The sequence below is a fragment of the Micromonospora sp. NPDC049559 genome (genome assembly GCF_040676675.1).
GTDB lineage: Bacteria > Actinomycetota > Actinomycetes > Mycobacteriales > Micromonosporaceae > JBFAPK01.
In genome coordinates this window covers 133,230-157,339 of the sequence record NZ_JBFAPK010000004.1, presented here as the reverse complement: position 1 = coordinate 157,339, position 24,110 = coordinate 133,230, and the positions used below count along the sequence as shown (strand labels likewise).

Sequence of the window (24,110 nt, the reverse complement as noted above, 5' to 3'; positions counted from 1 at the left end):
GTTCAGGCCGTTTCCTCTCCACGCCGCGGCTCGGCCGCGACCACAGTGAGTTCGTCTTGGGGGATGGAGGCGGACGCGACGCGCCCGTTCAGCGGTACCTCACCCGGCCCGGCCGCCCCGGTGGGGTCGGCCGTGATCCGGTAGTGGAACACGATCAGCAGCGCGGCGGCGGCGAGCGCCAGCAGCACCGGCAGTACGGAGCCGAGCGCGGGGTGCCACGACCCGGCGAAGGGGTTCAGCGACGGCGTCAGGCCCTTCGCCGGCAGACCCTGCTGGTAGCGCACCATCAGGTAGCAGAGCACCGCCACCTGGATCGGCACCAGCACCACCGCGAAGAGCCGGGTCAGCTGCGGCGTGAGGTCGAACCGGGAGCGGGCGGTGATGACGTACGCCGCCAGGATCGGCACCCCGACCAGCATCGGCAGGTAGTAGCGGCCCTGCGCGATGAAGCCGTACTGGCTCGCGTTGAGCGCCTCGACGGCGGCGGGTACCAGCATGCCGAGGGCCGCCAGCCCGACCACCCGCCAGCGGTCCGCCGGGCGTCCGACCAGCACCGCGAGCACGACCAGCGCGCCCACCGACATCCACCACGCCAGGTGCACCACCACCGGCAGCGGGGTGTCGAGCCAGGAGAGCACGCCCACCATCTCGCTCACGTGTCGCCGCCACTGGTCGAAGAACTCGATCTTCATGCTGTCGACGAAGGTGAGGTTCGGCCGCGGCGGCGCGTTGGGGGTGAGTTCGTTGGCGCGCTTCCACACCGTCCAGCCGGCCGCGGCCAGACCGACCACGGCCAGCGCCGCGCCGAACGACCAGAACCGCCGGGACGTCAGCAGGGCCCGGTACCGGCTCGCCGCGAGCGGGACGAACAGGACCGCGGCGATCACCGCGAACCAGGCCGGTCCGGCCGGCCGTACCGTGAGCAGCACCCCGCCCGCGACCGCGGCGAGCCACCAGACGGAGCGGCGCTGCGCCGGACCGTCCGGCTCCAGCAGTACGCCGATCAGCGCCACCACCAGGGCGGCCCCGGCGGCGATCTCCACGCCGTTCGGGTTGATCGCCCCGGCCAGGTAGGCGGCCATCGGGGTGACCGCGACGAGCAGACCGGCGAGCACCCCGCGCCGGCGCAGCGCGATCGCCACCGCCGTGGCCCAGGCCAGCAGCGCGGCCACCAGCGCCGCGCTGACGATCCGGGCGAGCAGGACCCCGGCCATGGTCGGGGAGAGCACCAGCGGCCAGCCGACGACCAGGTAGTAGGCTGGGTTGTACCGACCGGCCGGGGTGAGCACCCGGACCTTGGTCTCGTCGCCGCCCGGCGCCGGCCCGCAGCTGGCGGGGACGTTGGAGCGGAACGCGAAGCAGTTCGTCCGGATGAGGCTCTTCGGTACGTCCTGGTACGCGCCGGCGAACTTGCCCTCCCGGGCCGGAGCCGGGGCGAACTCGCCGGAGGCGACGCCGTAGGCTCGCTGGATGTGGCGCATCTCGTCGGGGCTGCCGTCGTACGGTGTGGCGACCGCCCAGGCGGTGAAGAGCAGGAAATAGCCGACGAAGGGCAGCACCCAGGTCAGCATGCGCCCTGGCGGGCGTGTGGAGCGCACTCGTGGCCGGCCCGCGCCGGCCGTGGGGGTCGTCACGGGTGCTGAGAGTAGCCGACCTCGGTGCACCCGGTTGTCCGGGTCCCGGTGGGCGCTCGGGGCGCCACCGTTATGCTCACCACCCATGACCGCCGCAGCCGACGGGACCGTCGCCGAGCCCGGATCCCCCACCGCCGTACCCGCCGGTGGCGGCCTGGTCGCCGCGGTCCGCCGCCTGCTCGGCTCGGGCTTCGTACGCTTCCTGCTCGTGGGCGGGCTCAGCGCGGCCGTGGACACCGGCCTGCTCTGGCTGCTGCACGGGGGGTTCGGCGTCCCGGTCCCGGTGGCCACCCTCGTCGGCGTGGTGACCTCGTTCGTCGTCAACTTCCTGCTCAACCGGGGCTGGGTCTTCGCGGCGACCGGCTCCACCCGCGGCCAGCTGGTGCGCTACCTGCTGCTGGCCGCGCTGAACTGGGTGCTCACCGTGCTCTCGGTCAGCGCGCTGGTCGCCGTCGGCGTGTACTACCTGGTCGCCCGGTTGGCGGTGCTCGTGGTGCTGACCGTGCTGAACTTCGTCGGCTACCGGGTCTGGGTCTTCCGTACCCCGCGCTGACCCTCGCTGACCCCGGCTCCCCGACCGGCCCGACCCGCTCCCCCGCCGCCGCGACCCGGCCGCTCCTTCTTCGCCGCGATCCGGCTACTCCCCCGCCCCCGGCCGTTCCGCCGCCGCGGTGACCCGGCCGGGCGGGAGGCGCCACGGGCGGCACCGACCGTGGGCGGCGCCGAGGAGAGGCAGCGAAACGGGGGCCGGGCGGACGAGGAGTTCCTCGTCCGCCCGGCTCCGGGTAGGTCGTACCGCCCGCCGCGCCGATGGTACCCGCTAGAGGTACTGACCGGTGTTGGAGGCGGTCTCGATGGAGCGGCCCGCCTCGGCGCCCTTGCCGCCGGAGACGAGCGTACGGATGTAGACGATCCGCTCGCCCTTCTTGCCGGAGATCCGGGCCCAGTCGTCCGGGTTGGTGGTGTTCGGCAGGTCCTCGTTCTCGCGGAACTCGTCGACGCAGGCGTCGAGCAGGTGCTGCAGGCGCAGACCCTTGCGACCGGAGGAGAGGAACTCCTTGATCGCCATCTTCTTGCCGCGGTCGACGATGTTCTGGATCATGGCACCCGAGTTGAAGTCCTTGAAGTAGAGGACCTCCTTGTCACCGTTGGCGTAGGTGACCTCGAGGAACCGGTTCTCCTCCGTCTCGGAGTACATCCGCAGCACCACGGCCTCGATCATGGCCGCGACTGTCGCCTGGGCGTCCCCGCCGTGCTCGGCCAGGTCGTCCGGGTGCAGCGGCAGCCCGCTGAGGATGTACTTGGAGAAGATGTCCTTGGCCGCCTCGGCGTCCGGCCGCTCAATCTTGATCTTCACGTCGAGCCGGCCGGGCCGCAGGATGGCCGGGTCGATCATGTCCTCGCGGTTGGAGGCGCCGATGACGATGACGTTCTCCAGCCCCTCGACGCCGTCGATCTCGCTGAGCAGCTGGGGGACGATCGTGTTCTCCACGTCCGAGGAGACGCCGGAGCCACGGGTCCGGAACACCGAGTCCATCTCGTCGAAGAAGACGATGACCGGCGTGCCCTCGCTCGCCTTCTCCCGAGCCCGCTGGAAGACCAGCCGGATGTGCCGCTCGGTCTCGCCGACGTACTTGTTGAGCAGCTCGGGACCCTTGATGTTGAGGAAGTAGCTGGTGTGCTTCTCCTCGCCCCGGCTCTCGGCGATCTTCTTCGCCAGCGAGTTGGCGACCGCCTTGGCGATCAGCGTCTTGCCGCAGCCGGGCGGCCCGTAGAGCAGGATGCCCTTGGGCGGGCGCAGCTGGTGCTCCCGGAACAGGTCCGCGTGCAGGAACGGCAGTTCCACCGCGTCCCGGATCTGCTCGATCTGGGCGTGCAGGCCACCGATGTCGGTGTAGTCGACGTCGGGAACCTCCTCCAGGACCAGCTCCTCGACCTCGCTCTTCGGGATCCGCTCGTACGCGTACGACGAGCGGGGCTCGATCATGAGCGAGTCGCCGGGCCGCAACGGCTGGCCGATCAGCGTCTCGGCGAGGTGGACGATCCGCTCCTCGTCGGCGTGGGAGATCACCAGCGCCCGGTCACCCGGGCCCTTCGCATCGTCCAGCACCTCCTTGAGCATCACGACCTCACCGACCCGCTCGAAACCGAAGGCGTCCACGATGTTGAGCGCGTCGTTGAGGAGCACCTCCTGGCCACGGCGGAGCTCCCCCACGTCCAGTGAGGGGGAGACCGCGACCCGGAGCTTGCGGCCACCGGTGAAGACATCCACCGTGCCGTCCTCGTGCCGGGTCAGGAAGATCCCGTACCCGCTGGGCGGTTGCGCCAGCCGGTCGATCTCCTCCTTGAGCGTCACGATCTGGGCCCGTGCCTCCTTGAGGGTGCTCACGAGTCGATCGTTGTTCTCGGTCACTCGAGCCAGCTGCGCCTGCGTCGCCGCGAGGCGCTCCTCGAGCTGCCGGACGTGTCGGGGGCTTTCGGTCAACTTGCGCCGCACCAGAGCGAGTTCCTCTTGAAGAAACGCGACCTGGGTGGAGAGATCGTGGGCCTCCTTCTCCCACCGTGCGGCGCGCGAGTCCGCGTCGTCGCTGCGTGCCACGTCCCACCTCCCCGGGGGCTTGAACGTTCTGCCATAACACTAACCGGTATGACGCCGATTCGGTTCCATGCAACACCCTCGTCACCGAACCTTGATCGTCGTCGGCCCCGCCGCCCGGCCACGGACCACGCTCCGCCCGCCGGTCGGGCCGCGCCCGACCGGGCGGTCAGATCGTGCCCAGCGGCCCGTCTGGCGGGCCCGACCGGGCCGTCGGGCCCCTGCCCAGGGCCTGTCGGGTCCCGCTGCCCAGGGCCCGTCGGGCCGCGCCCCAGCGGCCCGTCAGCGGCTCGGCCGGCCCACCACGGAGGAGACCAGCCGGGCGAACTCCTCGAGCCGCGCGATCTGCCCCGACCCGCCGTCGTCCAGCGTCTTGCCGAAGCGCAGCGCGTCGTGTCGCGGCGTCGCCGGCGCCTCGTCGACCGGCGCCGACTCGTCCAGCGAGCTGAGCAGCAGGTAGACGTCGATGCTGTCCACCCGGGTGGCGCCGTTGGGGGCCCGGGTTATCCGGCGGCGGCAGCCCACCTCGGTGACCGTGGAGATGGGCACCACCCGTACCGACGAGGTCATCGAGCCGGCCGGCCCGTCGTCGGGCGGCACGTCCTCACCGTGCCACAGGATCAGCCGGTTCCCGTCGCAGACGACGACCTCCTGCCAGACCCCGTTCACCTCGTTGACGAACCGTTCGAGCGTGAACCCGAGCACCGCGGCCCCGCCGAGCACCCCTTCGAGGGCCTCCAGCGCCAGGTCCGGGTCGCGCAGGTAGGCCCGGGCGGCCGACTCCAGGTCCTGGTACGGCGACCAGTCGGGAAAGACGGCGGGCAGCTCGCCCCCGCCGAAGGCGGAACCGCTCATGCCTGCTCGCAGGTGGTCACTGGCCGGTTTCCTCCCCACTCGCCTCGCCGGACGGCTCCGCGCCCGCCGTCTCGCGGGCCTGCCGCAGCTCCTGCTTGCGCAGGGCGTACGCCTCGGCGCCCTTGCTCGGCTTGCGCCGGCGCGGCGGCGCGGTGACGCCGGGGGCCAGCCGACGCGCGGAGACCAGGAACGCCGTGTGCGCGATCATCCGGTGGTCCGGTCGTACCGCCAGCCCGTCGGCATGCCAGTCGCGCACCAGCGACTCCCACGCCCGCGGCTCGGTGAACCCGCCGCGCTCCCGCAACGCCTCCACCAGCTCGGAGAGCTGCGGCGTGGTGGCGACGTAGCCGATGAAGACGCCGCCGGGGACCAGCGCCCGCTCCACCAGGTCCAGGGCCTCCCAGGGCGTGAGCAGGTCCAGGATGATCCGGTCGAAACCGGTCTCCTGGCACGTCGCCACGTCCCCCACGTGCAGCTTCCAGGCCGGGTGCGGCCCGCCGAAGAACGCCTCCACGTTGCGGCGCGCGATCTGGGCGAAGTCGTCGCGCAGCTCGAAGGAGTGCACCTCGCCGGCGGCACCGACCGCACGCAGCAGCGAACAGGTCAGCGCGCCGGAGCCGGCGCCGGCCTCCAGCACCTTCGCGCCCGGGAAGATGTCGCCCATCGTGACGATCTGCGCGGCGTCCTTCGGATAGATCACCTGGGCGCCGCGGGGCATCGACAGGACGTAGTCGGCCAGCAGGGGACGCAGCGCCAGGTACGCCGTGCCGCCGGTCGAGGTGACCACGCTGCCGTCCGGGCGGCCGATCAACGCGTCGTGCTCCAGCGCGCCCCGGTGGGTGTGGAAGGACTTCCCGGGCTCCAGGGTGATGGTGTGCATCCGCCCCTTGGGGTCGGTGAGCTGCACCCGGTCACCCGGCTGGAAGGTACCCCGGCCCGCCGGGGTGGGCGGGCCGGCGGCGGCGACGGTGGGCTGTGCGGTCACTTCTCCATCTTTCGGTTGGGCTCGAGAACCTGTGCCAGATCGGCGATGTGCAGTACGCCGAGCACATCATCCTCGCCCGACGTCACGAGGTACTGCGCGCCAGGGTGGGTCTGTACCGCGCGGACCACCGCTTCCCCGTCCAGCCCCGCGGAAATCCGCGGTAGCGCTTCCAGTCCGCGCGCCACCGTGTCCACCGGTACCCATGGCCGCCGCTCCGCCGGTACCGCGCCCGCGGCCGTCGGGTCGACCAGCGCGACCAGCCGGCCGGTCGAGTCGGCCACCCCCAGCGGGGCGTCCGCCGACCCGGCCTCGACGCCGCGGCGCTGCGCCTCGGCCAGCGGGGTACCGGTCGGGACCGTGAAGGGCCGCCGGGCGAGCGTGGCCAGGTCGACCAGGGGGAACCGGCGGCTGATCCGGGCCAGCCGCACCGCCTGGCCGGCGCCCTGCCACAGGGTGAAGGCGACCAGCAGCATCAGCGCCAGCCCCAACGGCGCCAGCCGGCCCAGCGCGGTCAGCAGCACCACCAGCAGTACCGTGCCGACCGCGACCACCCGCCCGGCCCAGCCGGCCGTCTCGGTGCCCAGGTGCCGGTCGCGGGTGACCGCCCAGACCCCGGCCCGCAGCGCCCGGCCGCCGTCGAGCGGCAGGCCCGGCAGGATGTTGAAGACCGCCACGATGAGGTTGCTCACCGCCAGCTGGAAGGTGAGCTGGTTCGGCAGGGTGGCGTCCGGCAGCGCGAGCGTGGCCAGCACGGCGGCCAGCCCCAGCACCAGCGACACGGCCGGCCCGGCGAGCGAGACCAGCAGGTCGACCCGGGGCGAGGGCGCGTCCCGGTCCATCTCGGTGTAGCCGCCCAGCAGCTCCAGGGTGATCCCGCGTACCTCGATGCCGAACCGCCGCGCCGTCAGCGCGTGCCCGAGCTCGTGCAGCAGCACCGAGCCGAGCAGGCAGACCACGAAACCGAACCCGACCAGGTACCCGGCGGGGGCGGAGAGGTCCAGCTGGCCGCGGACGAACTGGCCGTAGGTCACGGTCACCAGCACGGCCAGCAGCAGCATGGAGACGTTCAGGTGGACCGGCACCCCGAACACCCGCCCGACGGTGAGGCCGGTACGGCGTTCCGGACGGCGATCGGGCCGGGGCTGGGGTCCCGCACTCTGCTCCACGGCGTGAATGCTACGGACCCGGCCGTACGAGCCGTACCCGCGCCCGGCGCGGCGGTTCCGTCGTACCCGTGGCTTAGCCTTTCGGTCATGACGGCGGAAACGGTGACGACGCAGGCGGTCCCAGTGCCTCCGGAAAGCTCGGCGCTCCCGGAAGGCTCGGCGCCCGCGGAGAGCTCGGCGGCCCCGCAGGAGGCGTCCCCGCCGCCGCTGGCGACCCTCTCCCCCTCGCGGGCGGCGGACTTCAAGACCTGCCCGCTGCTCTACCGCTTCCGCAGCATCGACCGGCTGCCCGAGCGGGCCACCGTCGAACAGGTCCGCGGCACGCTGGTGCACGCGGTGCTGGAGCGGCTCTTCGACCTGCCGGCCGCGCAGCGGGTGCCGGCCGCGGCGGAGGCCCTGGTCGCCCCCGAATGGGAGCGGCTGGTCACCGAGGAGCCGGAGCTGGCCGAGCTCTTCGCCGACGGGGACACCGCCGGGCCGGCCGAGTTCCTGGAGTCCGCGCGCGGGCTGCTCGGCGGCTACTTCGCGGTGGAGGACCCGCGCCGGCTGGAGCCGGCCGAGCGGGAGAGCCTGATCTCGGCGGTCGTCGACGACCAGCTGCTGATCCGGGGCTACCTGGACCGCCTCGACGTCTCCCCCGACGGGGCGCTGCGGGTGGTCGACTACAAGACCGGGGGCGCGCCCCGGGAGGCGTTCGAGGCCCGGGCGCTGTTCCAGCTCAAGTTCTACGCCCTGGTGCTGTGGCGCACCCGCGGGGTGGTCCCCCGGGTGCTGCGCCTGCTCTACCTCAAGGACGCCGAGATCTGCGACTACGCCCCCGACGCCGAGGAGCTGGCCCGCTTCGAGCGGACCGTGGTGGCGCTGTGGCGGGCGATCGAGCAGGCCACGGCGGCCCGGGACTTCCGCCCCAAGCCGAGCCGGCTCTGCGACTGGTGCAGCCACCAGGAGCGCTGCCCCTCCTTCGGCGGTACTCCCCCGCCCTTTCCGGAGCGGGCGCCGGGCGCGCCGGCCGCCGAGGCGCCCGCCGCACCGGGCGTCGACGACTGACGCGGCCCGCCCGGCGCGGTCCCCGACCCCGGGCGCGGACGAGACGGTCTCCTCCGTGAGAAGGAGACCCGCCTCCGCACCGGCGCCGATCCGCCGCCCGGCACAGCCACTAGCGTCGCTGGCATGACGGAGCGGTTCGGCCAGTGGTGGCGGCGCCGGCCGCTGCTCGCCGACGGCGCGCTCGCGGCCGTGCTGCTCGCCGCCGACGCCGCCCTGACCGTGCTGCCGTCGGCGGACCACCCGCCGGCCAACCTGCCGGTGGCGCTGCTGCTGAGCGTGCTGCGCACGGTCCCGGTGACGCTGCGGCGCGCCGCCCCCTGGTTCGCCGTCGGCCTCGTCGCCGGCACCCAGGCGATTCCAATCGCCCCGCACCTGGCCCCGCTGGTCCCGGTGGTGCTCACCTACACGATGGCCGCGCACCGTCCGCCCCGGCCGGCGCTGCTCGCCGCGCTCCTGCTCTGGGCGCCGGTACTGGCGGCCAACGTGCTCGCTCCGGCGCCGCTGGCGGCCCTGCCGGCCGGCTCCCGGCAGGTCGCGGTCCTCAACAACCTGCTCGTCGCGCTCGTCGCGTTCTTCGTGGGGCGCACGGTGCAGGCGCGGCGCACCTCGACGGACGCGCTGCGCGAGCGGGCCCGGGTCGCCGAGGAGAACCAGCGCTCCCTGGCCGAGCAGGCCGTCGCCGAGGAGCGCCGGCGCATCGCCCGCGAGCTGCACGACGTCGTCGCCCACCACGTCAGCGTGATGGGGGTGCTGGCCACCGGGGCCCGGCGGGTGCTGCGCCGCGACCCGGACGCCGCCGACGAGGCGCTCGGCACCATCGAGAACACCAGCCGCGGCACGCTGCGCGAGCTGCGCCGGCTGCTGGACGTGCTGCGTACGGAGGCGGAGCCGGCCGCCGAGTTGGCCCCGCAGCCCGGGCTGGCCGGCATCGAGGCGCTGGTCGAGCAGGTACGCGAGGCGGGCCTGCCGGTGACGCTGCGGGTCGACGGGGTGCCCGCCCCGCTCGACCCGGGCGTCGCGCTGACCATCTTCCGGATCGTGCAGGAGGCGCTGACCAACACGCTGAAACACGCCGGCAGCGCCACGGCGGCGGTACGGCTCAGCTTCGGGGTCTACTGGATGATCGTGGAAATATCGGACACCGGGCGTGGTCCGGTACCCGACTCCGGGCGGGTCGGACACGGTCTGGTCGGCATGCGGGAACGGGTCGCCCTCTACGGTGGAACCCTGCGCACGGGCCCCCGGCCCGGCGGCGGTTACCGGGTCTACGCGAAACTTCCGGTGGACCAGCTGGGCGGCACCGACGGACGCGGTACCACCGGCGGCGGGGGCGGGGCGTGACGCGGACGGACCGGCGGACCGGTGCCGACGCGGGCGGGACGGCCGCGTGGCGGCGCGACGGCCCGGTGCGACGACCGGGTTCCTACGGCACGGGGACGGGCGCGATGACCGAGTACACCGGGGAGGCGGGATGACCGAGACCAGGACCGCCGGACGACCGGTACGCATCCTGCTCGCCGACGACCAGCCGCTGCTGCGTACCGGCTTCCGGATGGTGCTCGGCGCCGAGGAGGACCTGGACATCGTCGGCGAGGCCGGCGACGGCGCCGAGGCCGTCGACCTGGCCCGGCGGCTCCTGCCGGACGTGGTGCTGATGGACATCCGGATGCCCCGGCTGGACGGGGTGGCCGCCACCCGCACCATCGTCGACGCCCGACTGCCGGTACGGGTGCTCATCCTCACCACCTTCGACCTGGACGAGTACGTCGTCGGCGCACTGCGGGCCGGGGCGAGCGGCTTCCTCGCCAAGGACGTACCGGCCGAGGACCTGGTGACCGCGATCCACACGGTCGCGGCCGGGGAGGCGGTGGTCGCCCCGCGGATCCTCAAGCGGCTGTTGGACCGCTTCGCCGACTCGCTGCCCGACCCGGCGGCGGCGCCCCCGAAGTCGCTGAGCGTGCTCACCGAGCGGGAGCGCGAGGTGCTGGTGCAGGTCGCCCGGGGACTGTCCAACGCCGAGATCGCCCGCGCCCTCTCGGTCAGCGAGACCACGATCAAGACCCACGTCGGGCACGTGCTCACCAAGCTCGGTCTCCGCGACCGGGTCCAGGCGGTCGTGCTGGCGTACGAGTCGGGCCTGGTGCGCCCCGGCGGCTGACCGCCCGCCCCGCACGCCCCTCCCGCCTCCCGCCGATCTAGGGCAAATCGCGGTGATTGGAGATTCACTAGCACGGATTTGCCCTAGATCGCGTAGCCGCTGACGTACGCTCCGTAGTCTGCGCTGCTCAACCGCCGGTCGAGCCGCGCGCGCTCCCGACGGCCGGTACCGCACCGGCCCACCCGGTCGCCGGCTCAGGGTCAACCCTGAGCTGCGCCTAGGGGCCGACCCGCAACGAAAGTTGCGCCCGGGTTCCGTCCCCGGGTGGACGTCGGCACCGCCGGCGGCACCGACGATGGGAGCTGCCGGCCGGACCACGGCCCGGCCGGACCACGACAACCCGCATGGAGGGATGAGTCAGTGACAGCGACGGTAGGCCGCGATTCGGGGGTGGCGGCCCGCGCGACGGACGTCTGGAAGGTCTACGGCACGGGCGAGGCGCAGGTGACCGCACTACGCGGCGTCAGCGCCGAGTTCGAACGCGGCCGGTTCAGCGCGATCATGGGCCCGTCCGGCTCTGGCAAGTCCACCCTGATGCACTGCCTCGCCGGCCTCGACACGGTGACCCGGGGCACGATCCAGATCGGCGACACCACCGTCACCGGGCTCGGCGACAGCGGCCTGACCAAGCTGCGCCGCGACAAGGTCGGCTTCATCTTCCAACAGTTCAACCTGCTGCCGACGCTCACCGCGCGGGAGAACATCCTGCTGCCGCTCTCCATCGCCGGGCGCCGCCCCGACCGCGACTGGTACGACACCGTGATCACCACCGTCGGCCTCGGCGACCGGCTGGGCCACCGCCCCAGCCAGCTCTCCGGCGGCCAGCAGCAGCGGGTCGCCTGCGCCCGGGCCCTGGTCGCCCGACCCGAGGTGATCTTCGCCGACGAGCCGACCGGCAACCTCGACTCCCGATCCGGCGCCGACGTGCTGAACTTCCTGCGCAACTCGGTGGCCGAGCACGGCCAGACCATCGTCATGGTCACCCACGACCCGGTCGCCGCCTCGTACGCCGACCGCGTGGTCTTCCTCGCCGACGGGCAGATCGTCTCCGAGCTGGTCGAGCCGACCCCGGAGACCGTGCTGGACACGATGAAGAAGCTCGACGGGCTGGCCGGGGCGGCGGCCTGATGCTGCGCGCGACCCTCTCCAGCCTGCTGGCCCGCAAGGTCCGGCTGATCCTCTCCGGCCTGGCCGTGGTGCTGGGCGTCATGTTCGTCTCCGGCTCCTTCGTCGTCACCGACACCCTCAGCCGCTCCTTCGACTCGGTCTTCAGCGACGCCTACTCCGGCACCGACGTCGGCGTCAGCGCCAAACCCAAGATCAGCGTGAGCGAGATGGAGGGCGAGCAGGTCGCCGCGAACTTCCCGGCCTCGGCCGTGGAGCGGGTGCGCGGCGTACCCGGGGTGGCCCAGGCGACGGGCCTCGTCTCCGCCGACGGCGCCCGCGTCATCGGCGCCAACGGCAAGGTCATCACCTCGTTCGGTCCGCCCCAGCTCGGCGGCAACTGGACCGGCGAGAGCGACCTGGTCAGGCTGCGCCAGGGGCGCGGACCGACCGCCGACGACGAGATCGCCGTCAACGCCGAGGTGGCCAAGGCGGCCAAGCTCTCCGTCGGCGACCGGGTCGGCGTCCTCACCCTCGCGCCGAAGCGACAGTTCACCCTGGTCGGCGTCTTCGGCTACAGCGGCGACCGGGACAGCCTCGGCGGCGTACAGGAGGTCGCCTTCACCGACCGGGCCGCGCAGCAGCTGATGCTGGGCGAGACCGGGGTCTACAACAGCATCACCGTCAAGGCCGCCGACGGGGTGACCCCCGAGCAGCTGCGCGACCGCATCGCCACCACCCTCGGCGACGGGTACGTGGTCAAGACCGGCGCCCAGCTCTCCGACGACGCCTCCGCCGGCCTCAAGCAGGGACTCGCCTTCTTCAAGAACATCCTGCTCGGATTCGCCGCCGTGGCGCTCTTCGTGGGGATCTTCCTGATCCTCAACACGTTCTCGATCATCATCGCGCAGCGCACCCGCGAACTGGCCCTCATGCGCGCCGTCGGCGCCAGCCGCCGCCAGATCATCGGCTCGGTCCTGCTGGAGGCCGTGGCGATCGGCCTGGTCGCCTCGGCGCTCGGCCTCGGCGCCGGCATCGGCGTCGGCGCCCTGCTCGCCTTCGCCTTCGGCCAGCTCGGCGGCGGCCTGGAACTGGCCGGCGTCGGACTCCCGGCCGCCGCCGTCATCAGCGCGTTCGCCGTCGGCCTGCTGGTCACCGTGATCGCCGCGACGCTACCGGCGCTGCGCGCCGCCCGCATCCCACCCGTGGCCGCCCTCCAGGACGCCGCCACCCCCGACCGGCCACTCACCCGCATCTCCGTCGCCGGCGCGGTGGTCGGCGCGGCCGGCGGCGCCCTGCTCACCCTCGGGCTCTCCGGCCGCACCGGGGACAGCACGCTCTGGACCATCCTGGGCGGGGTGCTCGTCGCGTTCATCGGGGTGGCGCTGCTGACCCCGCTGATCAGCCGGCCCGTGGTCGCGCTGCTCGGACGCCTCTTCTCCTGGTCGGTACCGGGCAAGCTCGGCCGGCTCAACTCCGGCCGCAACCCGCGCCGCACCGCCATCACCGCCGCGGCGCTGATGGTCGGCATCGCCCTGGTCACCGGCGTCACCGTGATCCTCGACTCGGCCAAGTCCAGCCTCGCCGCGCAGGCCGAGGAGACCCTGCACGCCCAGCTGGTGATCTCCGGGGCGCAGACCGGCCCACGGCTGCCCAGCTTCGACCCGGCGGTACTGGACCGGGCCGCCGCCCTGCCCGGCATGGCCGCCGTCGCCGGCGTCTACAACGACCAGGCGATGGTGAACGGAGAGCGCAGCTACCTCAACGCCACCACCGACCTGTCGGCGCTCGGCGCCATCTACGGCGCCACCGCCACCGCCGGTACGCTGCACCGGCTCGCCCCCGACCAGATCGCCATCTCCGACGAGACGGCCGCCAAGCGCGGCCTCGCCCTCGGCGCCAAGGTGACCGTGCAGCTGTCCCGGGGCGAACCGCACACGTACACGGTCAGCGCCCTCTACCCGCAGGACGCGCTGCCCGGCAGCTACCTGCTGCCCCGCGAGGCCACCACCGACTTCGCCAACCCGCAGCCCTTCCTCGGGCTGTTGCAACTACGCGACGGCGTACCGGTCGGCCAGGTACAACCGCAGGTCGAGGCGCTGCTCGCGGACAGCCCCGAGGTCTCCGTCGCCGACCGGGCCGCCTACATCGACCAGCAGAGCGGACAGTTCGACACCCTGCTCAGGATGATCCAGATGTTGCTCGCGCTGGCCATCCTCATCGCGGTGCTGGGCATCGTGAACACCCTGGCCCTGTCGGTCCTGGAACGCACCCGGGAACTCGGCCTGCTCCGGGCGATCGGCCTGCGCCGGGCCCAGACCATGCGGATGATCACCGTCGAGGCCGTGGTGATCTCGGTGTTCGGGGCCCTGCTCGGCGTGGTCGTCGGCGCCGGGCTCGGCACCGCGGTGGTCCACGCCCTGGAGTCGGACGGGATCACCGAGCTGACCCTGCCCTGGTCGCAGATGGGGCTCTTCGTGGGGCTCGCGGCGGTGATCGGAGTGATCGCCGCGGTGCTGCCGTCGATCCGGGCCGCCCGGATCGACGTACTGGCCGCGATCGCCCACGAGTGACGCCGGGCGGGCCGCCGGTAGGGGGTGCCGGCGGCCCGCACCGGGCACCAGCCTTGCGCGCGAGCGCGGGCCCGCCACGACGTGCGAGCGCGGCGGTGACGCCCGCGCCGCCCGCCCGGCGGCTCAGCCCGAGAGCTCCGCCGAGGGCAGCAGCGCCGCCAGCAGCTCCAGGTCCGCGCCGGTCAGGCTCTCCCGCAGGTGTACGCCGGGCGCGGCGGCCAGCGGCACGTCACCCGGTACCGCCAGCACCGCGGCCCCGGCCGCCAACGCGCTCGCCACCCCGGCCGGCGAATCCTCCACCACCACGCACCGGCCGATCGGCACCCCGAGCAGCCGCGCCGCCGTCTGGTACGGCTCCGGGGCCGGCTTCGGCGCGAGCACCTCGTCGCCGCAGACCACCACGTCGAAGCTGTCCCGCCCCAACGTCTCCAGCGCCACCTCCACCAGCGCCCGGGCCGTGGAGGTGACCAGCGCCGTCGGGATGCCGGCCGCCCGCACCGCCCGCAGCAGCTGCACCGCGCCCGGCCGCCACCGCAGCCCCGTCCGGAACAGCTCGGCCATCCGCCGGTGCAGCCACGCCGCGCCCTCCTCCGGGTCCCGCCACGGCTGGCCCAGGTCGGCGTGCAGGATCTCCATCGACTCGCCCATGCTGGTACCGACCATCGCCAGCCGGGCCGCCGACGACAGCTCACCGCCGTACCGCCGCGCGAGTTCGTCGAGGGCGACGTCCCAGAGCTTCTCGCTGTCGACGAGCGTGCCGTCCATGTCGAACAGGACTGCGGCGGGGTGACGCGGGTTCAGCGGAACCTCCCGGGGCGGCGGACGCGCCCGGAACGGCCCCGGGCGTACCCTGCCGATCCTGCCAACCGCCCGCCGACCGGCCGGGGCCGTACCGCCAACTGTGGCCGAAACCTCACCGCCACCGCCGGCCGGTCACCGGCCCAGCGGCGCCAGCTCAGGTCAGGTCGCAGGCGTCCAGCGACCGCTCGTACCCCCGGAAGAACGACTCCGTACGCTGCTCCGCGCTGCCGTGCGCGCCCTCGGCGAACCAGGGCTGGTCCGGGGCGTCGCCGACCGCGAACAGCCCCTGCCGCAGCTCGTCGAGGTCGCCGTCCGCCAGCGTCAACGCCCGGTCCTTGACCGAGTCGCCGATGTACGCCCCCGCCATGCAGTCGGCCTGCAACTCCTGCTGGATCGTGAACTGGTACCGGATCCCCAACCGGACCTGCACCCCGTGGGCGTACTCGTGACCGAGCAGGTAGAACAGGAACGCGTCGCCGATCTTCCGGAACGCGCCGACCGCCCAGTTGACGTCGTACGCGATGAAGTCACCCGCCGGGCAGTAGGCGGCGTTGTTGCGCCCCAACGCCTCCCCGCCGCAGTCCACCTCGCCGGTCCGCTCGTACGGGATGATCCGCCGGATCGGCTGGAACCGCTGCCCCGACTCCTGGAAACGCCCGGTCCAGTACCGCTCGGCGACGGCGACCGCGCCGGAGGTGTCCCGCTTGAACTCCTCGACGGTCATCGTCCCGTCCGCCTGGTCGCTCGCCGACCCGCCCGGCGCCGCGCCCGTCGACCCGCCGCCACCGGCCCCCGGCCGCCCGGGCCCGGCGGGGCCGATCCCGCAGGCGAGCGCCGTCAGCGCCGCGACCAGCAGCCCCACCAGCGCCAGCATCCTCGACCGGTACCCGCTGCGTGCCGACACGGTGCCCTCCTCGACCCTCGACCAAGCCGCTGTACCCCGGCATACCTACCACCATGCCGCTCCCCCGCCACCGCCCGGGCGGGCGCGGCCGGGGGCCCGGCGGGCGCATCCGGGCCGGGGCGTCCCCCGCCGGAGCAAGCTTAGATGATCACCAATCTTGCCGGTTCCGCCCGGCATGTCCCAGCTCGGGGCGGTACCGCACCCCCCGACCGGTACCCCGGCGGGCGCGGCGCCGCCGACCGGCGCGGCCGGCGGGCCGCACCGCGGCTCGGGACGTAGGCTGACGACCGTGAGGGACAACAGGGACGCCACCGCTGGACGGCAGGGCACGAGGATCGTCGGGTCGGCCACCGGCCGGCTCGGCGCGGTCGAGCACAGCGAGGTGTCGGCGTGAGCGAGTTCGACGGACTCCCCGTGCTGCGGTCGCCGGTCGCCATCGCGGCCTTCGAGGGCTGGAACGACGCCGCCGACGCGTCCACCGCCGCCGTCGAGCATCTGGAGCAGGTCTGGCAGGCGCGACCGGTGACCGAACTCGACCCGGAGGACTTCTACGACTTCCAGGTCAGCCGGCCCACCGTGGCCATGGCCGAGGGCGAGACGCGCCGGGTCGAGTGGCCCACCACCCGGTTCACCGTCGCCAGCCCCGCCGGTACCGACCGCGACGTCGTGCTGATCCGCGGCATCGAGCCGAGCATGCGCTGGCGCACGTTCTGCGAGCAGGTGCTCGAACTCTGCCACAGCCTCGAGGTCAACCGGATCGTCCTGCTCGGCGCGCTGCTGGCGGACGTGCCGTACACCCGGCCGCTCCCGATCAGCGGCAGCGCCTCGGACAAGGGCATGGCCGAGCGGTACCAGCTCACCCCCACCCGCTACGACGGACCCACCGGCATCGTCGGCGTGCTGCACGACGCGGCCAGCCGCGCCGAGCTCGACGCCGTCTCCTTCTGGGTGCACGTACCGCACTACGCCAACAACCCGCCCTGCCCCAAGGCCACCCTGGCCCTGCTGCACCGGGTCGAAGAGGTGCTCGACCTGCCGGTACCGATGACCGACCTCGCCGAGGAGGCCGCCGAGTGGGAACAGCGGGTGCGTACCGCCGCCGAGCAGGACGCCGAACTCGGCGAGTACGTCCGCGAGTTGGAGGAGCGCGTCGGTGACGCCGGCATCCAGCCGCTGACCGGCGACGAGATCGCCCAGGAGTTCGAGAAGTACCTCCGCCGTCGCGGCGGCTCCGCCGGCCCCACCGCCGGCTCCTGGTAGCTGAGCTGCTGCGCTCGCGCGCTTCGCGGCGCCTGAGAGGTGGTGTCTTCCCCTCCGCGGCGGCGTGGGTGAGTGGTTCTGCGCCGCGACGCGTCGGTCCAGACACCACCGGCGCCGCTGCGCTTGCTCGCTGAGGAAGCCTGCGCGGCGCGCTCCTCGGCTCGGGGCGCCGCCGCCCAGCCCCGCGCGCTCGTCCGAGATTGTTGATCTCGCGGTTTCCCCGCGGTAGGCCCCTCGCCGACGCGTGAGGGGCCTACCGCGGGGCTGTTGTGCGATCAGGCGCCTCCTGCCCGGGGCTCCTGCTCGGGGCTTCTGTGCGGTCAGCGAGGCTGCCGGCGTGGATTTTGTGGCCGTGATGCGGCGTGTCGGGGTGGGCGGGCGCACACCCCGTACGGCATCCTAGGAACCTAGCGTCATTGGGGTGGGAGGAGTTGGCATGGAGATCAATCCCGGGGCGGCGGAGTTTCCGCACCGGCAGATCGCGGCGCAGCTCAAGGCCCGGATCCGCCGGGGCGACTGGGCACCCGGCGAGCGGTTGCCCTCGATCCCGGCCATCGCCGAACTGTTCGGCGTGGCCAAGCAGACGGTGCAGCGCGCCGTCGACCAGCTCCGGGTCGAGGGCGTGCTGATCACCAAGCCCGGCTCCGGGACGTACGTCCGCGGTACCCGCCGGCGACTCAACCGGCTCTCCCGGGGGCGCTACGGCGGCCACCGCGGCTACCACACCGACCTCGCCGCCCGGTACCGCCAACAGCTGGTCCAGGTCGGCCGCGCGCCCGCGCCCCCGGAGGTCGCCGACGCGTTCGGCGTCTCCGACGGTACGGAGCTGGTGGTACGCCGACACCTGGTGCGTACCGAGGAGGTGCCCGTCGAGGTGGGCGCCTCCTGGTTCCGGGTGGCGGACGCCGCGGGCACCTCGCTGGAGCGCCTGGAGGCGTTCGGGCGCCCGCTCTACCAGGAGGCCGAGGAGGCCATCGGCCGGCGCTACGTCTCCGCCACCGACCAGATCAGCGCCCGCCAGCCCAGCCGGGAGGAGGCCGAACTGCTCCGGATCCGGCCGGACACCCCGGTGCTGCACCTGCTGCACGTGGCGTACGACGCCGCCCACAAGCCGATCGAGGTGGCGCAGGCGACCTGGCCCGGACCGATGACCACGCTGACCGAGGAGTACAAGATCCCGGGACCGGTGCCGGACGCCGACCCGGACCCGGGCCTGGTGCTCGGCTGAGGGCCTGGTGCTCGGCTGAGGGCCCACGGACCGGCCTCCGGGCGGTCGGCACGGAACCCCGCCGGCCGCGGCACGGCCCGCCGCCCACCGGAGGGCGCAACGGCGCCGGCCCCGCTCGCCGGAGGGCGGGCGGGGCCGGGTAGGGGTCGGGCGGTGCCGGTGCTACAGGCGTACCCCCAGCAGCGCGTCGACGGTGCGGGCGACCAGCGCCGGCGCCTCCGGGTCGGTGCCGGTACCGGCCAGCGCGGCCTCGGCCCAGGCGTCCACGAGCGCCAGCACGGCGGGCGTGTCGAGGTCGTCGGCGAGCCGCTCGCGTACGCCGGCCAGCAGCTCGGCCCCGGACGGCCCGGCGGCCGCGCGAACCGCCTCGCGCCAGCGGCCCAGGCGCTGCGTGGCGAGCTTGAGCAGCTCCTCGGTCCACTGCCGGTCGGCCCGGTAGTGGCCGGCCAGCAACGCCAGGCGGATCGCCATCGGGTCCACCCGGTCGGCCCGCAGCCGGGACACGAAGACCAGGTTCCCCTTGGACTTGGACATCTTGCTGCCGTCGAGGCCGATCATGCCGGCGTGCACGTAGTGCCGGGCGAAGGGCTCTTCGCCGGTCAGCCGTTCGGCGTGCGCGGCCGAGCACTCGTGGTGCGGAAAGAGCAGGTCGTTGCCGCCGCCCTGCACGTCGAGCCGCGCGCCGAGCAGCTTGAGGGCGATCGCGGCGCACTCGATGTGCCAGCCGGGCCGGCCCGGGCCGAGCGGACCGCCGTTCCAGGCCGGCTCGCCCTCGCGGGAGCCGCGCCACAGCAACGGGTCCAGCGGGTCGCGCTTACCGGCCCGGTCGGGGTCCCCGCCGCGCTCGGCGAAGAGCTCCCGCATCTCCTCGCGGGAGAGGTTGGACTCGTAGCCGAAGCGGGGTGCCGCGGCGATGTCGAAGTAGACGTCGCCCGTACCGTCGTCGAGCCGGTACGCCGCGCCGTCGTCGAGCAGCTCGACGACCCGGGCCGCGATGTCGGGGATCGACTCGACCGCGCCCACGTAGTGCTCCGGCGGGATGATCCGCAGCGCCTCCATGTCCTCGCGGAACAGGGCGGTCTCCCGCATGCCGAGGACCACCCAGTCCTCGCCGTCGCGCTCGGCGCGCTCCAGCAGCGGGTCGTCGATGTCGGTGACGTTCTGCACGTAGCTCACCGGCCGGCCGGCGTCCCGCCACATCCGCTGCACGAGGTCGAACGTGATCATCGTGGCCGCGTGCCCGAGATGGGTCGCGTCGTACGGGGTGATGCCGCAGACGTACATCGTCGCCGGGCCGTCCGGAGCGGTCGGCAGGACGGTGCGGCGGGCCGAATCGTACAACGCGAGCGGCTGTGCCGTTCCCGGCAGCCGCGGCACCTCGTGCCCCGTCCAAGATTCCATGTCCGCCAGCCTAACCAGCCCGGCGCGGGCACGGATGCCGGCCGGGGGGCCGGTGATCGATACGACAGTTACCCCGGAGCGGACGGCCTCAGACGGGCGGCCACGGTACCGCCGGCCAGTCGGACGGCGGGTCGGGGAAGCGCCCGTCGGCGAGCAGCCGGGCCACCCGCGCCGCGACCTGCGCGACCTCGCTGATGGTCAGGTGCTCCGACAGCTCCTCGCCCAGCCCGCCGTTCAGCTCGGCGGCGAGCCGGCCGAGGACCTCGACGGCGTCCGGGGGAAGCTGGCGGCCAGTCCAGCCCCAGAGCACCGTACGCAGCTTCTCCTCGACGTGGAAGCAGACGCCGTGGTCGACGCCGTAGAGCCGGTCGTCCCGGCCGACGAGGATGTGCCCGCCCTTGCGGTCGGCGTTGTTGATCACCGCGTCGAAGACCGCGAGCCGGGCCAGCCGGGGATCGTCGGAGTGCGCCAGGGCGTACTCCTCGCCGTCGTCGTCGACCGCGCCGGCGATGCGGAACCAGCGCGGCGGCAGGCTCTGCGCCGGTACGAAGCCGACCAGGGCCTCGACCTCCTCCGGCTCGTCGATCCAGAGCTGGCAGGCGCCGGGGCCGAACGGTCCGTCCCGCAGCACGGTCGGCGGCACCACGTCCCAGCCGGTGGCCCGGGAGACCAGGTAGGCGCCGACCTCCCGCCCGGCCAGGGTGCCGTCCGGGAAGTCCCAGAGCGGGCGCTCCCCGCGGATCGGCTTGTAGACGCAGCGGGCCGTCACGCCGTCGAGGGTCAGGAACCCCCGCAGCGTGGTGTTGGAGGCGTCGACGAGCCGTCCCTCCAGCTCGAACTCGCCGCCGCGCAGCAGCCGCAGCGCGTCACTCTCGTCGAGCACCGGTTGCAGGTCCGTCGAGGTCACCGGTGGTAGCCGTTGTGCCGGGGACAGAGGTGACCGGCCGGGTCGAGGGGCTGGCCGCAGAGCGGGCACGGCGGACGACCGGCCGCGACGACCCGGCGGGCCCGCTCGATGAACTCCCGGGCCGCCTGCGGGGTCAGCCGCACCCGGAGCCGGTCGAGGTCGTCGTCGGGCTCCTCGTCCTCGTCGTCCTCGTCGATGTCGTCATCGCTCTCGCCACCGAGATCGATCTCGGCTTCCCGCTCACCGGCCGCTATCGCCTCGATGACCACGGTCGCGGTATCCACGTCGAACGCCAGTCCCAGCGTGCCGACCCGGAACTCCTCATCGACCGGGGTGTCCAGGGGGTCGTTGTCGGAGACCGTCGCCGGCGCCTCGGGCACCTCCACACCGAAGCGGCGCTGCGCCTCGGTGAGCAGTTCCTCCAGCTTCTCGGCGAGCAACGACACCTGGACCTTCTCCAGCGCGACGCTGACCAGCCGGCCTCCGCCGCGCGCCTGGAGGAAGAACGTCCGCTCCCCCGGCGCGCCCACGGTTCCGGCGACGAACCGCTCCGGCGGTTCGAATGCGTGCACCTGGTGGGTCATACCCACGACCCTATCCGGCCGGCCGCGCGGGTGCGCAGCGCACCGACCCGAATCGCCGCCGTGGGCGCGGGCGGCGGCCCGACGGGTACGCGTCGTGTTCGCCCCGGCACCGTCCGGCACAATCGTCCCACCCGTCCCGGCCGCCGGGACCGGTTCCGCGGCCCCGTTTCCCCCGATCCGCGGTCGGCTCCCCGACCGGCCCGGGACCCCCGGGGCCCGGGCTCAGCGGTCGGTGCCGGTGGCGCCCGTTCCGGCGCCGCCGCCGACGGGGGCGTCGGAGTCGGTCGGGCGGGCGCGGCGCCTGCGCGGACGCCGGGGCATCACGAGGTTGCCGAGGTCGCCGCCGGTGTCGTTGAGGCGCAGCACGAACGGACGGGTCGGGGTGTAGCGGATGGCCGTGACCGAGGCCGGGTCGGCCACGATCCGCTGGAACTGGTCGAGGTGCAGCCCGAGGGCGTCGGCGACGATGGCCTTGATCACATCGCCGTGGCTACACGCCAGCCAGACCGCCTCGGCGCCGTGCTCGGCGGTGAGCCGGGCGTCCCAGCGGCGTACCGCCCCGACCGCCCGGGCCGCCATCGCGGCCATCGCCTCGCCCCCGGGGAAGACCACCGCGCTGGGGTGGTGCTGCACCACCGGCCACAGTGGATCCTTGGCCAGCTTCTTGAGCGGCTGGCCCTCCCACTCCCCGTACCCGCACTCGGTCAGGTCCTCCTCGACGACCGGCTGGACGCCCGGCAGCGCCAGCTCCAACGTCTGCCGGCAGCGGACCAGGGGGCTGGTGATCACGGCGGCCAGCGGGAGCTGCTTCAGCCGGGCGCCGACGGCGACGGCCTGCGCCCGGCCGGTCTCGTCGAGTTCGACCGGTTGCCGGCCGGCCAGGCCACCGTCGGCGTTCGCGGTGGTCCGGCCGTGTCGTACGAGCAGGAGGGTTGCCACGACGTCAGCCTACGGCCGGCCGGCCGCCGGGTCGGCGCACCCCTGGGACACCGGCCGTCGCCTCCCGGCGGATCGGCTCAGGTGGCGCTGATGGTGCCGGTGAGCAGCAGGGCGAGCACCAGGCTGCCCAGGGCCACCCGGTAGAGGACGAAGACGTAGAGGGTGTGATGCGCGACATAGCGCAGCAGCCAGGCGATCGACGCGTAGCCGATCACGAAGGCGATGATGGTGGCGACCACCATCTGCGCGACCGTCGGGATCGAGCCCTCGGCGCTGGGCTCGAAGACGTCCGGGATGCTGAAGACCCCGGACATCACCACCGCCGGGATCGCCAGCAGGAACGAGTAGCGGGCCGCCGCCTCCCGGGTGAGGCTGAGGAAGAGCCCGGCGGTGAGCGTACCGCCGGAGCGCGACACGCCCGGCACCAGCGCCGCCGCCTGGGCGAAGCCCATGACGACGCCGTCCTTCAGCTTGAAGTGGTTGATCGTGCGCGTCTGCCGCCCCCAGTACTCGGCGAAGGCGAGCACGAAGGCGAAGCCGATCAGCACCGCCGAGACCAGCCAGAGGTTGCGGGCACCGCTGCGGATCTGGTCCTTGAAGAGCAGGCCGAAGACGCCGATCGGCACCGAGCCGACGATCACGTACCAGGCCATCCGGTAGTCGATGCTGCCGCGTACCGAGCGGTCGAAGATCCCGACCACCCAGGTACGGGTGATCCGCCAGATGTCGCGGGCGAAGTAGACCAGCACGGCCGCCTCGGTACCGAGCTGGGTGACCGCGGTGAAGGACGCGCCGGCGTCCTCCTTGAAGAAGATCGCGGAGGTGATCCGCAGGTGCGCCGAGGAGCTGACCGGCAGGAACTCGGTGAGCCCCTGCACGATGCCCAGCACGATCGCCTCGATCCAGCTCATTCGCCCACTCCCGCCAGCTCCAGGGCCTCGGCGCAGGTACGCAGGGTGGCCACGCCGCTGTCCCGGTCGGCCGTGAAGAGGGTCAGCGCCAGGGTGGTGACGCCGGACTCGGCGTACCGGCGCATCCCGTCGGCGATGCGCTCCTTCGGCCCGAGCAGCGAGGTACGGTCGACGAACTCCGTCGGTACCGCCGCGGCGGCGTCGCGGTGCCGCTTGGCCAGGTACAGGTCCTGCACCTCGCGGGCGGCGTCGCCGTAGCCCATTCGGGTGGCGAGCTGGTTGTAGAAGTTCTGCTTCCGGCTGCCCATGCCGCCCACGTAGAGCGCCGCGTACCAGCGGACCAGTTCGGCGCAGCCGGCGACGTCGTCGCCGACCACCACCGGCACGGACGGCACCACGTCGAAGCCGGCCAGCTCCTTGCCGGCGCGGGCCCGGCCCGCGGCCACCGCGGCGAGCTGCTCGGCCGCGTGGTCCGGCGCGTAGAAGATCGCGAGCCAGCCGTCGGCGATCTCCCCGGCCAGCTCCAGGTTCTTCGGTCCGACCGCGGCCAGGTAGAGCGGTATGTGCTCGCGGGGCGGGTGGAAACTGAGCCGCAGCGCCTTGCCCGGTCCGTCGGGCAGCGGCAGCGTGTAGTGCTCACCGTGGTACTCGACCTGCTTGCGGGCCAGGGCGAGCTTCACGATGTCGACGTACTCGCGGGTGCGGGCCAGCGGCTTGCCGTACCGCACGCCGTGCCAGCCCTCGGAGACCTGCGGCCCCGAGACCCCCAGGCCGAGTCGGAACCGTCCGCCGGAGAGGGTGTCGATGGTCGCCGCCGTCATCGCGGTCGCCGCCGGGCTGCGCGCCGGTATCTGCATCACCGCGCTACCCACGTCGATCCGCGATGTCTGCCCCGCGATCCAGGCCAGCATGCTCGGCGAGTCCGACCCGTACGCCTCGGCCGCCCAGACCACCGAGTAGCCCAGCCGGTCCGCCTCCTGGGCCAGCGCCAGGTGGTCGGCGGGAGTACTCCACGCCGTCTGATATCCGAGGTTGAGCGCGAGTCGCAACTGGTCCT

Annotated in this window: 21 protein-coding genes; 8 read left to right on the top strand and 13 right to left on the bottom strand. The window is 73.4% G+C overall.

The features are described 5' to 3' along the window. Nucleotides 1–2 precede the first annotated feature (2 nt). The gene (locus tag AB0J86_RS07980) at nt 3–1,571 is read right to left on the bottom strand and encodes a DUF2142 domain-containing protein (protein WP_363854272.1); all 1,569 of its coding nucleotides are present in this window, start codon (nt 1,569–1,571) and stop codon (nt 3–5) included. Nucleotides 1,572–1,719: 148 nt separating this feature from the next. On the opposite strand from AB0J86_RS07980, the gene AB0J86_RS07975 reads away from it, so the two are divergent. Continuing rightward, entirely contained in the window at nt 1,720–2,187 is a 468-nt protein-coding gene (locus AB0J86_RS07975; RefSeq protein ID WP_363854269.1) for a GtrA family protein, read from the top strand. Between the two features lie 267 nt (nt 2,188–2,454). On the opposite strand, the gene arc is transcribed toward AB0J86_RS07975, so the two are convergent. The 4 genes from arc to AB0J86_RS07955 all read right to left on the bottom strand — a co-directional run bounded on the left by arc (nt 2,455) and on the right by AB0J86_RS07955 (nt 7,161). Next, nucleotides 2,455–4,233 (bottom strand): proteasome ATPase, encoded by a 1,779-nt coding sequence (gene arc / locus AB0J86_RS07970; protein ID WP_363854264.1) that lies wholly within the window; start codon nt 4,231–4,233, stop codon nt 2,455–2,457. Nucleotides 4,234–4,512: 279 nt separating this feature from the next. Continuing rightward, nucleotides 4,513–5,085, bottom strand: a complete 573-nt coding sequence (locus AB0J86_RS07965) for a hypothetical protein (protein ID WP_363854261.1) — start codon at nt 5,083–5,085, stop codon at nt 4,513–4,515. 16 nt (nt 5,086–5,101) lie between these two features. Further along, nucleotides 5,102–6,070: a tRNA (adenine-N1)-methyltransferase gene (locus AB0J86_RS07960; RefSeq protein WP_363854258.1), complete on the bottom strand. Its 969-nt coding sequence runs from the start codon at nt 6,068–6,070 to the stop codon at nt 5,102–5,104. Further along, nucleotides 6,067–7,161, bottom strand: a complete 1,095-nt coding sequence (locus tag AB0J86_RS07955) for a site-2 protease family protein (protein WP_363854771.1) — start codon at nt 7,159–7,161, stop codon at nt 6,067–6,069. Before AB0J86_RS07955 ends, AB0J86_RS07960 begins: the two co-directional genes overlap by 4 nt. Before the next feature lie 162 nt (nt 7,162–7,323). Between AB0J86_RS07955 and AB0J86_RS07950 the strand changes: the two genes are divergently transcribed. The 5 genes from AB0J86_RS07950 (at nt 7,324) to AB0J86_RS07930 (ending at nt 14,118) form a co-directional block, all read left to right on the top strand. Continuing rightward, nucleotides 7,324–8,283, top strand: coding sequence for a PD-(D/E)XK nuclease family protein (locus AB0J86_RS07950; protein WP_363854255.1), 960 nt, complete (start codon nt 7,324–7,326; stop codon nt 8,281–8,283). Between the two features lie 123 nt (nt 8,284–8,406). Beyond that, nucleotides 8,407–9,624: a sensor histidine kinase gene (locus AB0J86_RS07945; RefSeq protein WP_363854253.1), complete on the top strand. Its 1,218-nt coding sequence runs from the start codon at nt 8,407–8,409 to the stop codon at nt 9,622–9,624. A 130-nt stretch (nt 9,625–9,754) separates the two neighbouring features. Beyond that, nucleotides 9,755–10,441: a response regulator transcription factor gene (locus AB0J86_RS07940; protein WP_363854250.1), complete on the top strand. Its 687-nt coding sequence runs from the start codon at nt 9,755–9,757 to the stop codon at nt 10,439–10,441. Nucleotides 10,442–10,801: 360 nt separating this feature from the next. Continuing rightward, on the top strand, nt 10,802–11,569 hold the full coding sequence (locus AB0J86_RS07935) for an ABC transporter ATP-binding protein (RefSeq protein ID WP_363854247.1): 768 nt from the start codon (nt 10,802–10,804) through the stop codon (nt 11,567–11,569). Continuing rightward, nucleotides 11,569–14,118, top strand: a complete 2,550-nt coding sequence (locus AB0J86_RS07930) for an FtsX-like permease family protein (protein WP_363854244.1) — start codon at nt 11,569–11,571, stop codon at nt 14,116–14,118. Before AB0J86_RS07935 ends, AB0J86_RS07930 begins: the two co-directional genes overlap by 1 nt. Nucleotides 14,119–14,241: 123 nt before the next feature. Here AB0J86_RS07930 and AB0J86_RS07925 read toward each other — a convergent pair whose 3' ends face one another. Both AB0J86_RS07925 and AB0J86_RS07920 read right to left on the bottom strand, forming a co-directional pair. Then, nucleotides 14,242–14,919, bottom strand: a complete 678-nt coding sequence (locus tag AB0J86_RS07925; RefSeq protein ID WP_363854768.1) for an HAD family phosphatase — start codon at nt 14,917–14,919, stop codon at nt 14,242–14,244. Nucleotides 14,920–15,073: 154 nt separating this feature from the next. Continuing rightward, on the bottom strand, nt 15,074–15,823 hold the full coding sequence (locus AB0J86_RS07920; protein WP_363854241.1) for a neutral zinc metallopeptidase: 750 nt from the start codon (nt 15,821–15,823) through the stop codon (nt 15,074–15,076). Nucleotides 15,824–16,213: 390 nt separating this feature from the next. On the opposite strand from AB0J86_RS07920, the gene AB0J86_RS07915 reads away from it, so the two are divergent. Beyond that, complete coding sequence (locus tag AB0J86_RS07915; RefSeq protein ID WP_363854238.1) at nt 16,214–17,083, top strand: PAC2 family protein; 870 nt, start codon at nt 16,214–16,216, stop codon at nt 17,081–17,083. Between the two features lie 436 nt (nt 17,084–17,519). Beyond that, nucleotides 17,520–18,311: a GntR family transcriptional regulator gene (locus AB0J86_RS07910; RefSeq protein ID WP_363854235.1), complete on the top strand. Its 792-nt coding sequence runs from the start codon at nt 17,520–17,522 to the stop codon at nt 18,309–18,311. A gap of 162 nt (nt 18,312–18,473) precedes the next feature. Here the strand turns inward: AB0J86_RS07910 and mshC are convergent, their stop codons facing one another. The 6 genes from mshC to AB0J86_RS07880 form a co-directional block, all read right to left on the bottom strand. Next, nucleotides 18,474–19,712 carry a cysteine--1-D-myo-inosityl 2-amino-2-deoxy-alpha-D-glucopyranoside ligase gene (gene mshC / locus AB0J86_RS07905; RefSeq protein ID WP_363854232.1) on the bottom strand — a complete coding sequence of 413 codons (1,239 nt, stop codon included), beginning with the start codon at nt 19,710–19,712 and terminating at the stop codon, nt 18,474–18,476. Between the two features lie 88 nt (nt 19,713–19,800). Next, nucleotides 19,801–20,619 (bottom strand): SCO1664 family protein, encoded by an 819-nt coding sequence (locus AB0J86_RS07900; RefSeq protein WP_363854229.1) that lies wholly within the window; start codon nt 20,617–20,619, stop codon nt 19,801–19,803. Beyond that, entirely contained in the window at nt 20,616–21,203 is a 588-nt protein-coding gene (locus AB0J86_RS07895) for a DUF3090 domain-containing protein (protein ID WP_363854226.1), read from the bottom strand. The genes AB0J86_RS07900 and AB0J86_RS07895 overlap by 4 nt, the downstream gene beginning before the upstream one ends. 222 nt (nt 21,204–21,425) lie before the next feature. After that, nucleotides 21,426–22,142: a histidine phosphatase family protein gene (locus AB0J86_RS07890; RefSeq protein ID WP_363854224.1), complete on the bottom strand. Its 717-nt coding sequence runs from the start codon at nt 22,140–22,142 to the stop codon at nt 21,426–21,428. 77 nt (nt 22,143–22,219) lie between these two features. Then, complete coding sequence (locus AB0J86_RS07885; RefSeq protein WP_363854221.1) at nt 22,220–23,053, bottom strand: undecaprenyl-diphosphate phosphatase; 834 nt, start codon at nt 23,051–23,053, stop codon at nt 22,220–22,222. Then, on the bottom strand, nt 23,050–24,102 hold the full coding sequence (locus AB0J86_RS07880) for an LLM class F420-dependent oxidoreductase (RefSeq protein ID WP_363854764.1): 1,053 nt from the start codon (nt 24,100–24,102) through the stop codon (nt 23,050–23,052). The genes AB0J86_RS07885 and AB0J86_RS07880 overlap by 4 nt, the downstream gene beginning before the upstream one ends. Between the last annotated feature and the right edge of the window lie 8 nt (nt 24,103–24,110).

Bases quoted from the DNA above. Each gene is read 5' to 3' on its own strand.
- AB0J86_RS07980 (WP_363854272.1), bottom strand. From the start codon at position 1,571: ATGCTGACCTGGGTGCTGCCCTTCGTCGGCTATTTCCTGCTCTTCACC.
- AB0J86_RS07975 (WP_363854269.1), top strand. From the start codon at position 1,720: ATGACCGCCGCAGCCGACGGGACCGTCGCCGAGCCCGGATCCCCCACC.
- AB0J86_RS07965 (WP_363854261.1), bottom strand. From the start codon at position 5,085: ATGAGCGGTTCCGCCTTCGGCGGGGGCGAGCTGCCCGCCGTCTTTCCC.
- AB0J86_RS07950 (WP_363854255.1), top strand. From the start codon at position 7,324: ATGACGGCGGAAACGGTGACGACGCAGGCGGTCCCAGTGCCTCCGGAA.
- AB0J86_RS07945 (WP_363854253.1), top strand. From the start codon at position 8,407: ATGACGGAGCGGTTCGGCCAGTGGTGGCGGCGCCGGCCGCTGCTCGCC.
- AB0J86_RS07940 (WP_363854250.1), top strand. From the start codon at position 9,755: ATGACCGAGACCAGGACCGCCGGACGACCGGTACGCATCCTGCTCGCC.
- AB0J86_RS07930 (WP_363854244.1), top strand. From the start codon at position 11,569: ATGCTGCGCGCGACCCTCTCCAGCCTGCTGGCCCGCAAGGTCCGGCTG.
- AB0J86_RS07910 (WP_363854235.1), top strand. From the start codon at position 17,520: ATGGAGATCAATCCCGGGGCGGCGGAGTTTCCGCACCGGCAGATCGCG.
- mshC (WP_363854232.1), bottom strand. From the start codon at position 19,712: ATGGAATCTTGGACGGGGCACGAGGTGCCGCGGCTGCCGGGAACGGCA.
- AB0J86_RS07895 (WP_363854226.1), bottom strand. From the start codon at position 21,203: ATGACCCACCAGGTGCACGCATTCGAACCGCCGGAGCGGTTCGTCGCC.
- AB0J86_RS07885 (WP_363854221.1), bottom strand. From the start codon at position 23,053: ATGAGCTGGATCGAGGCGATCGTGCTGGGCATCGTGCAGGGGCTCACC.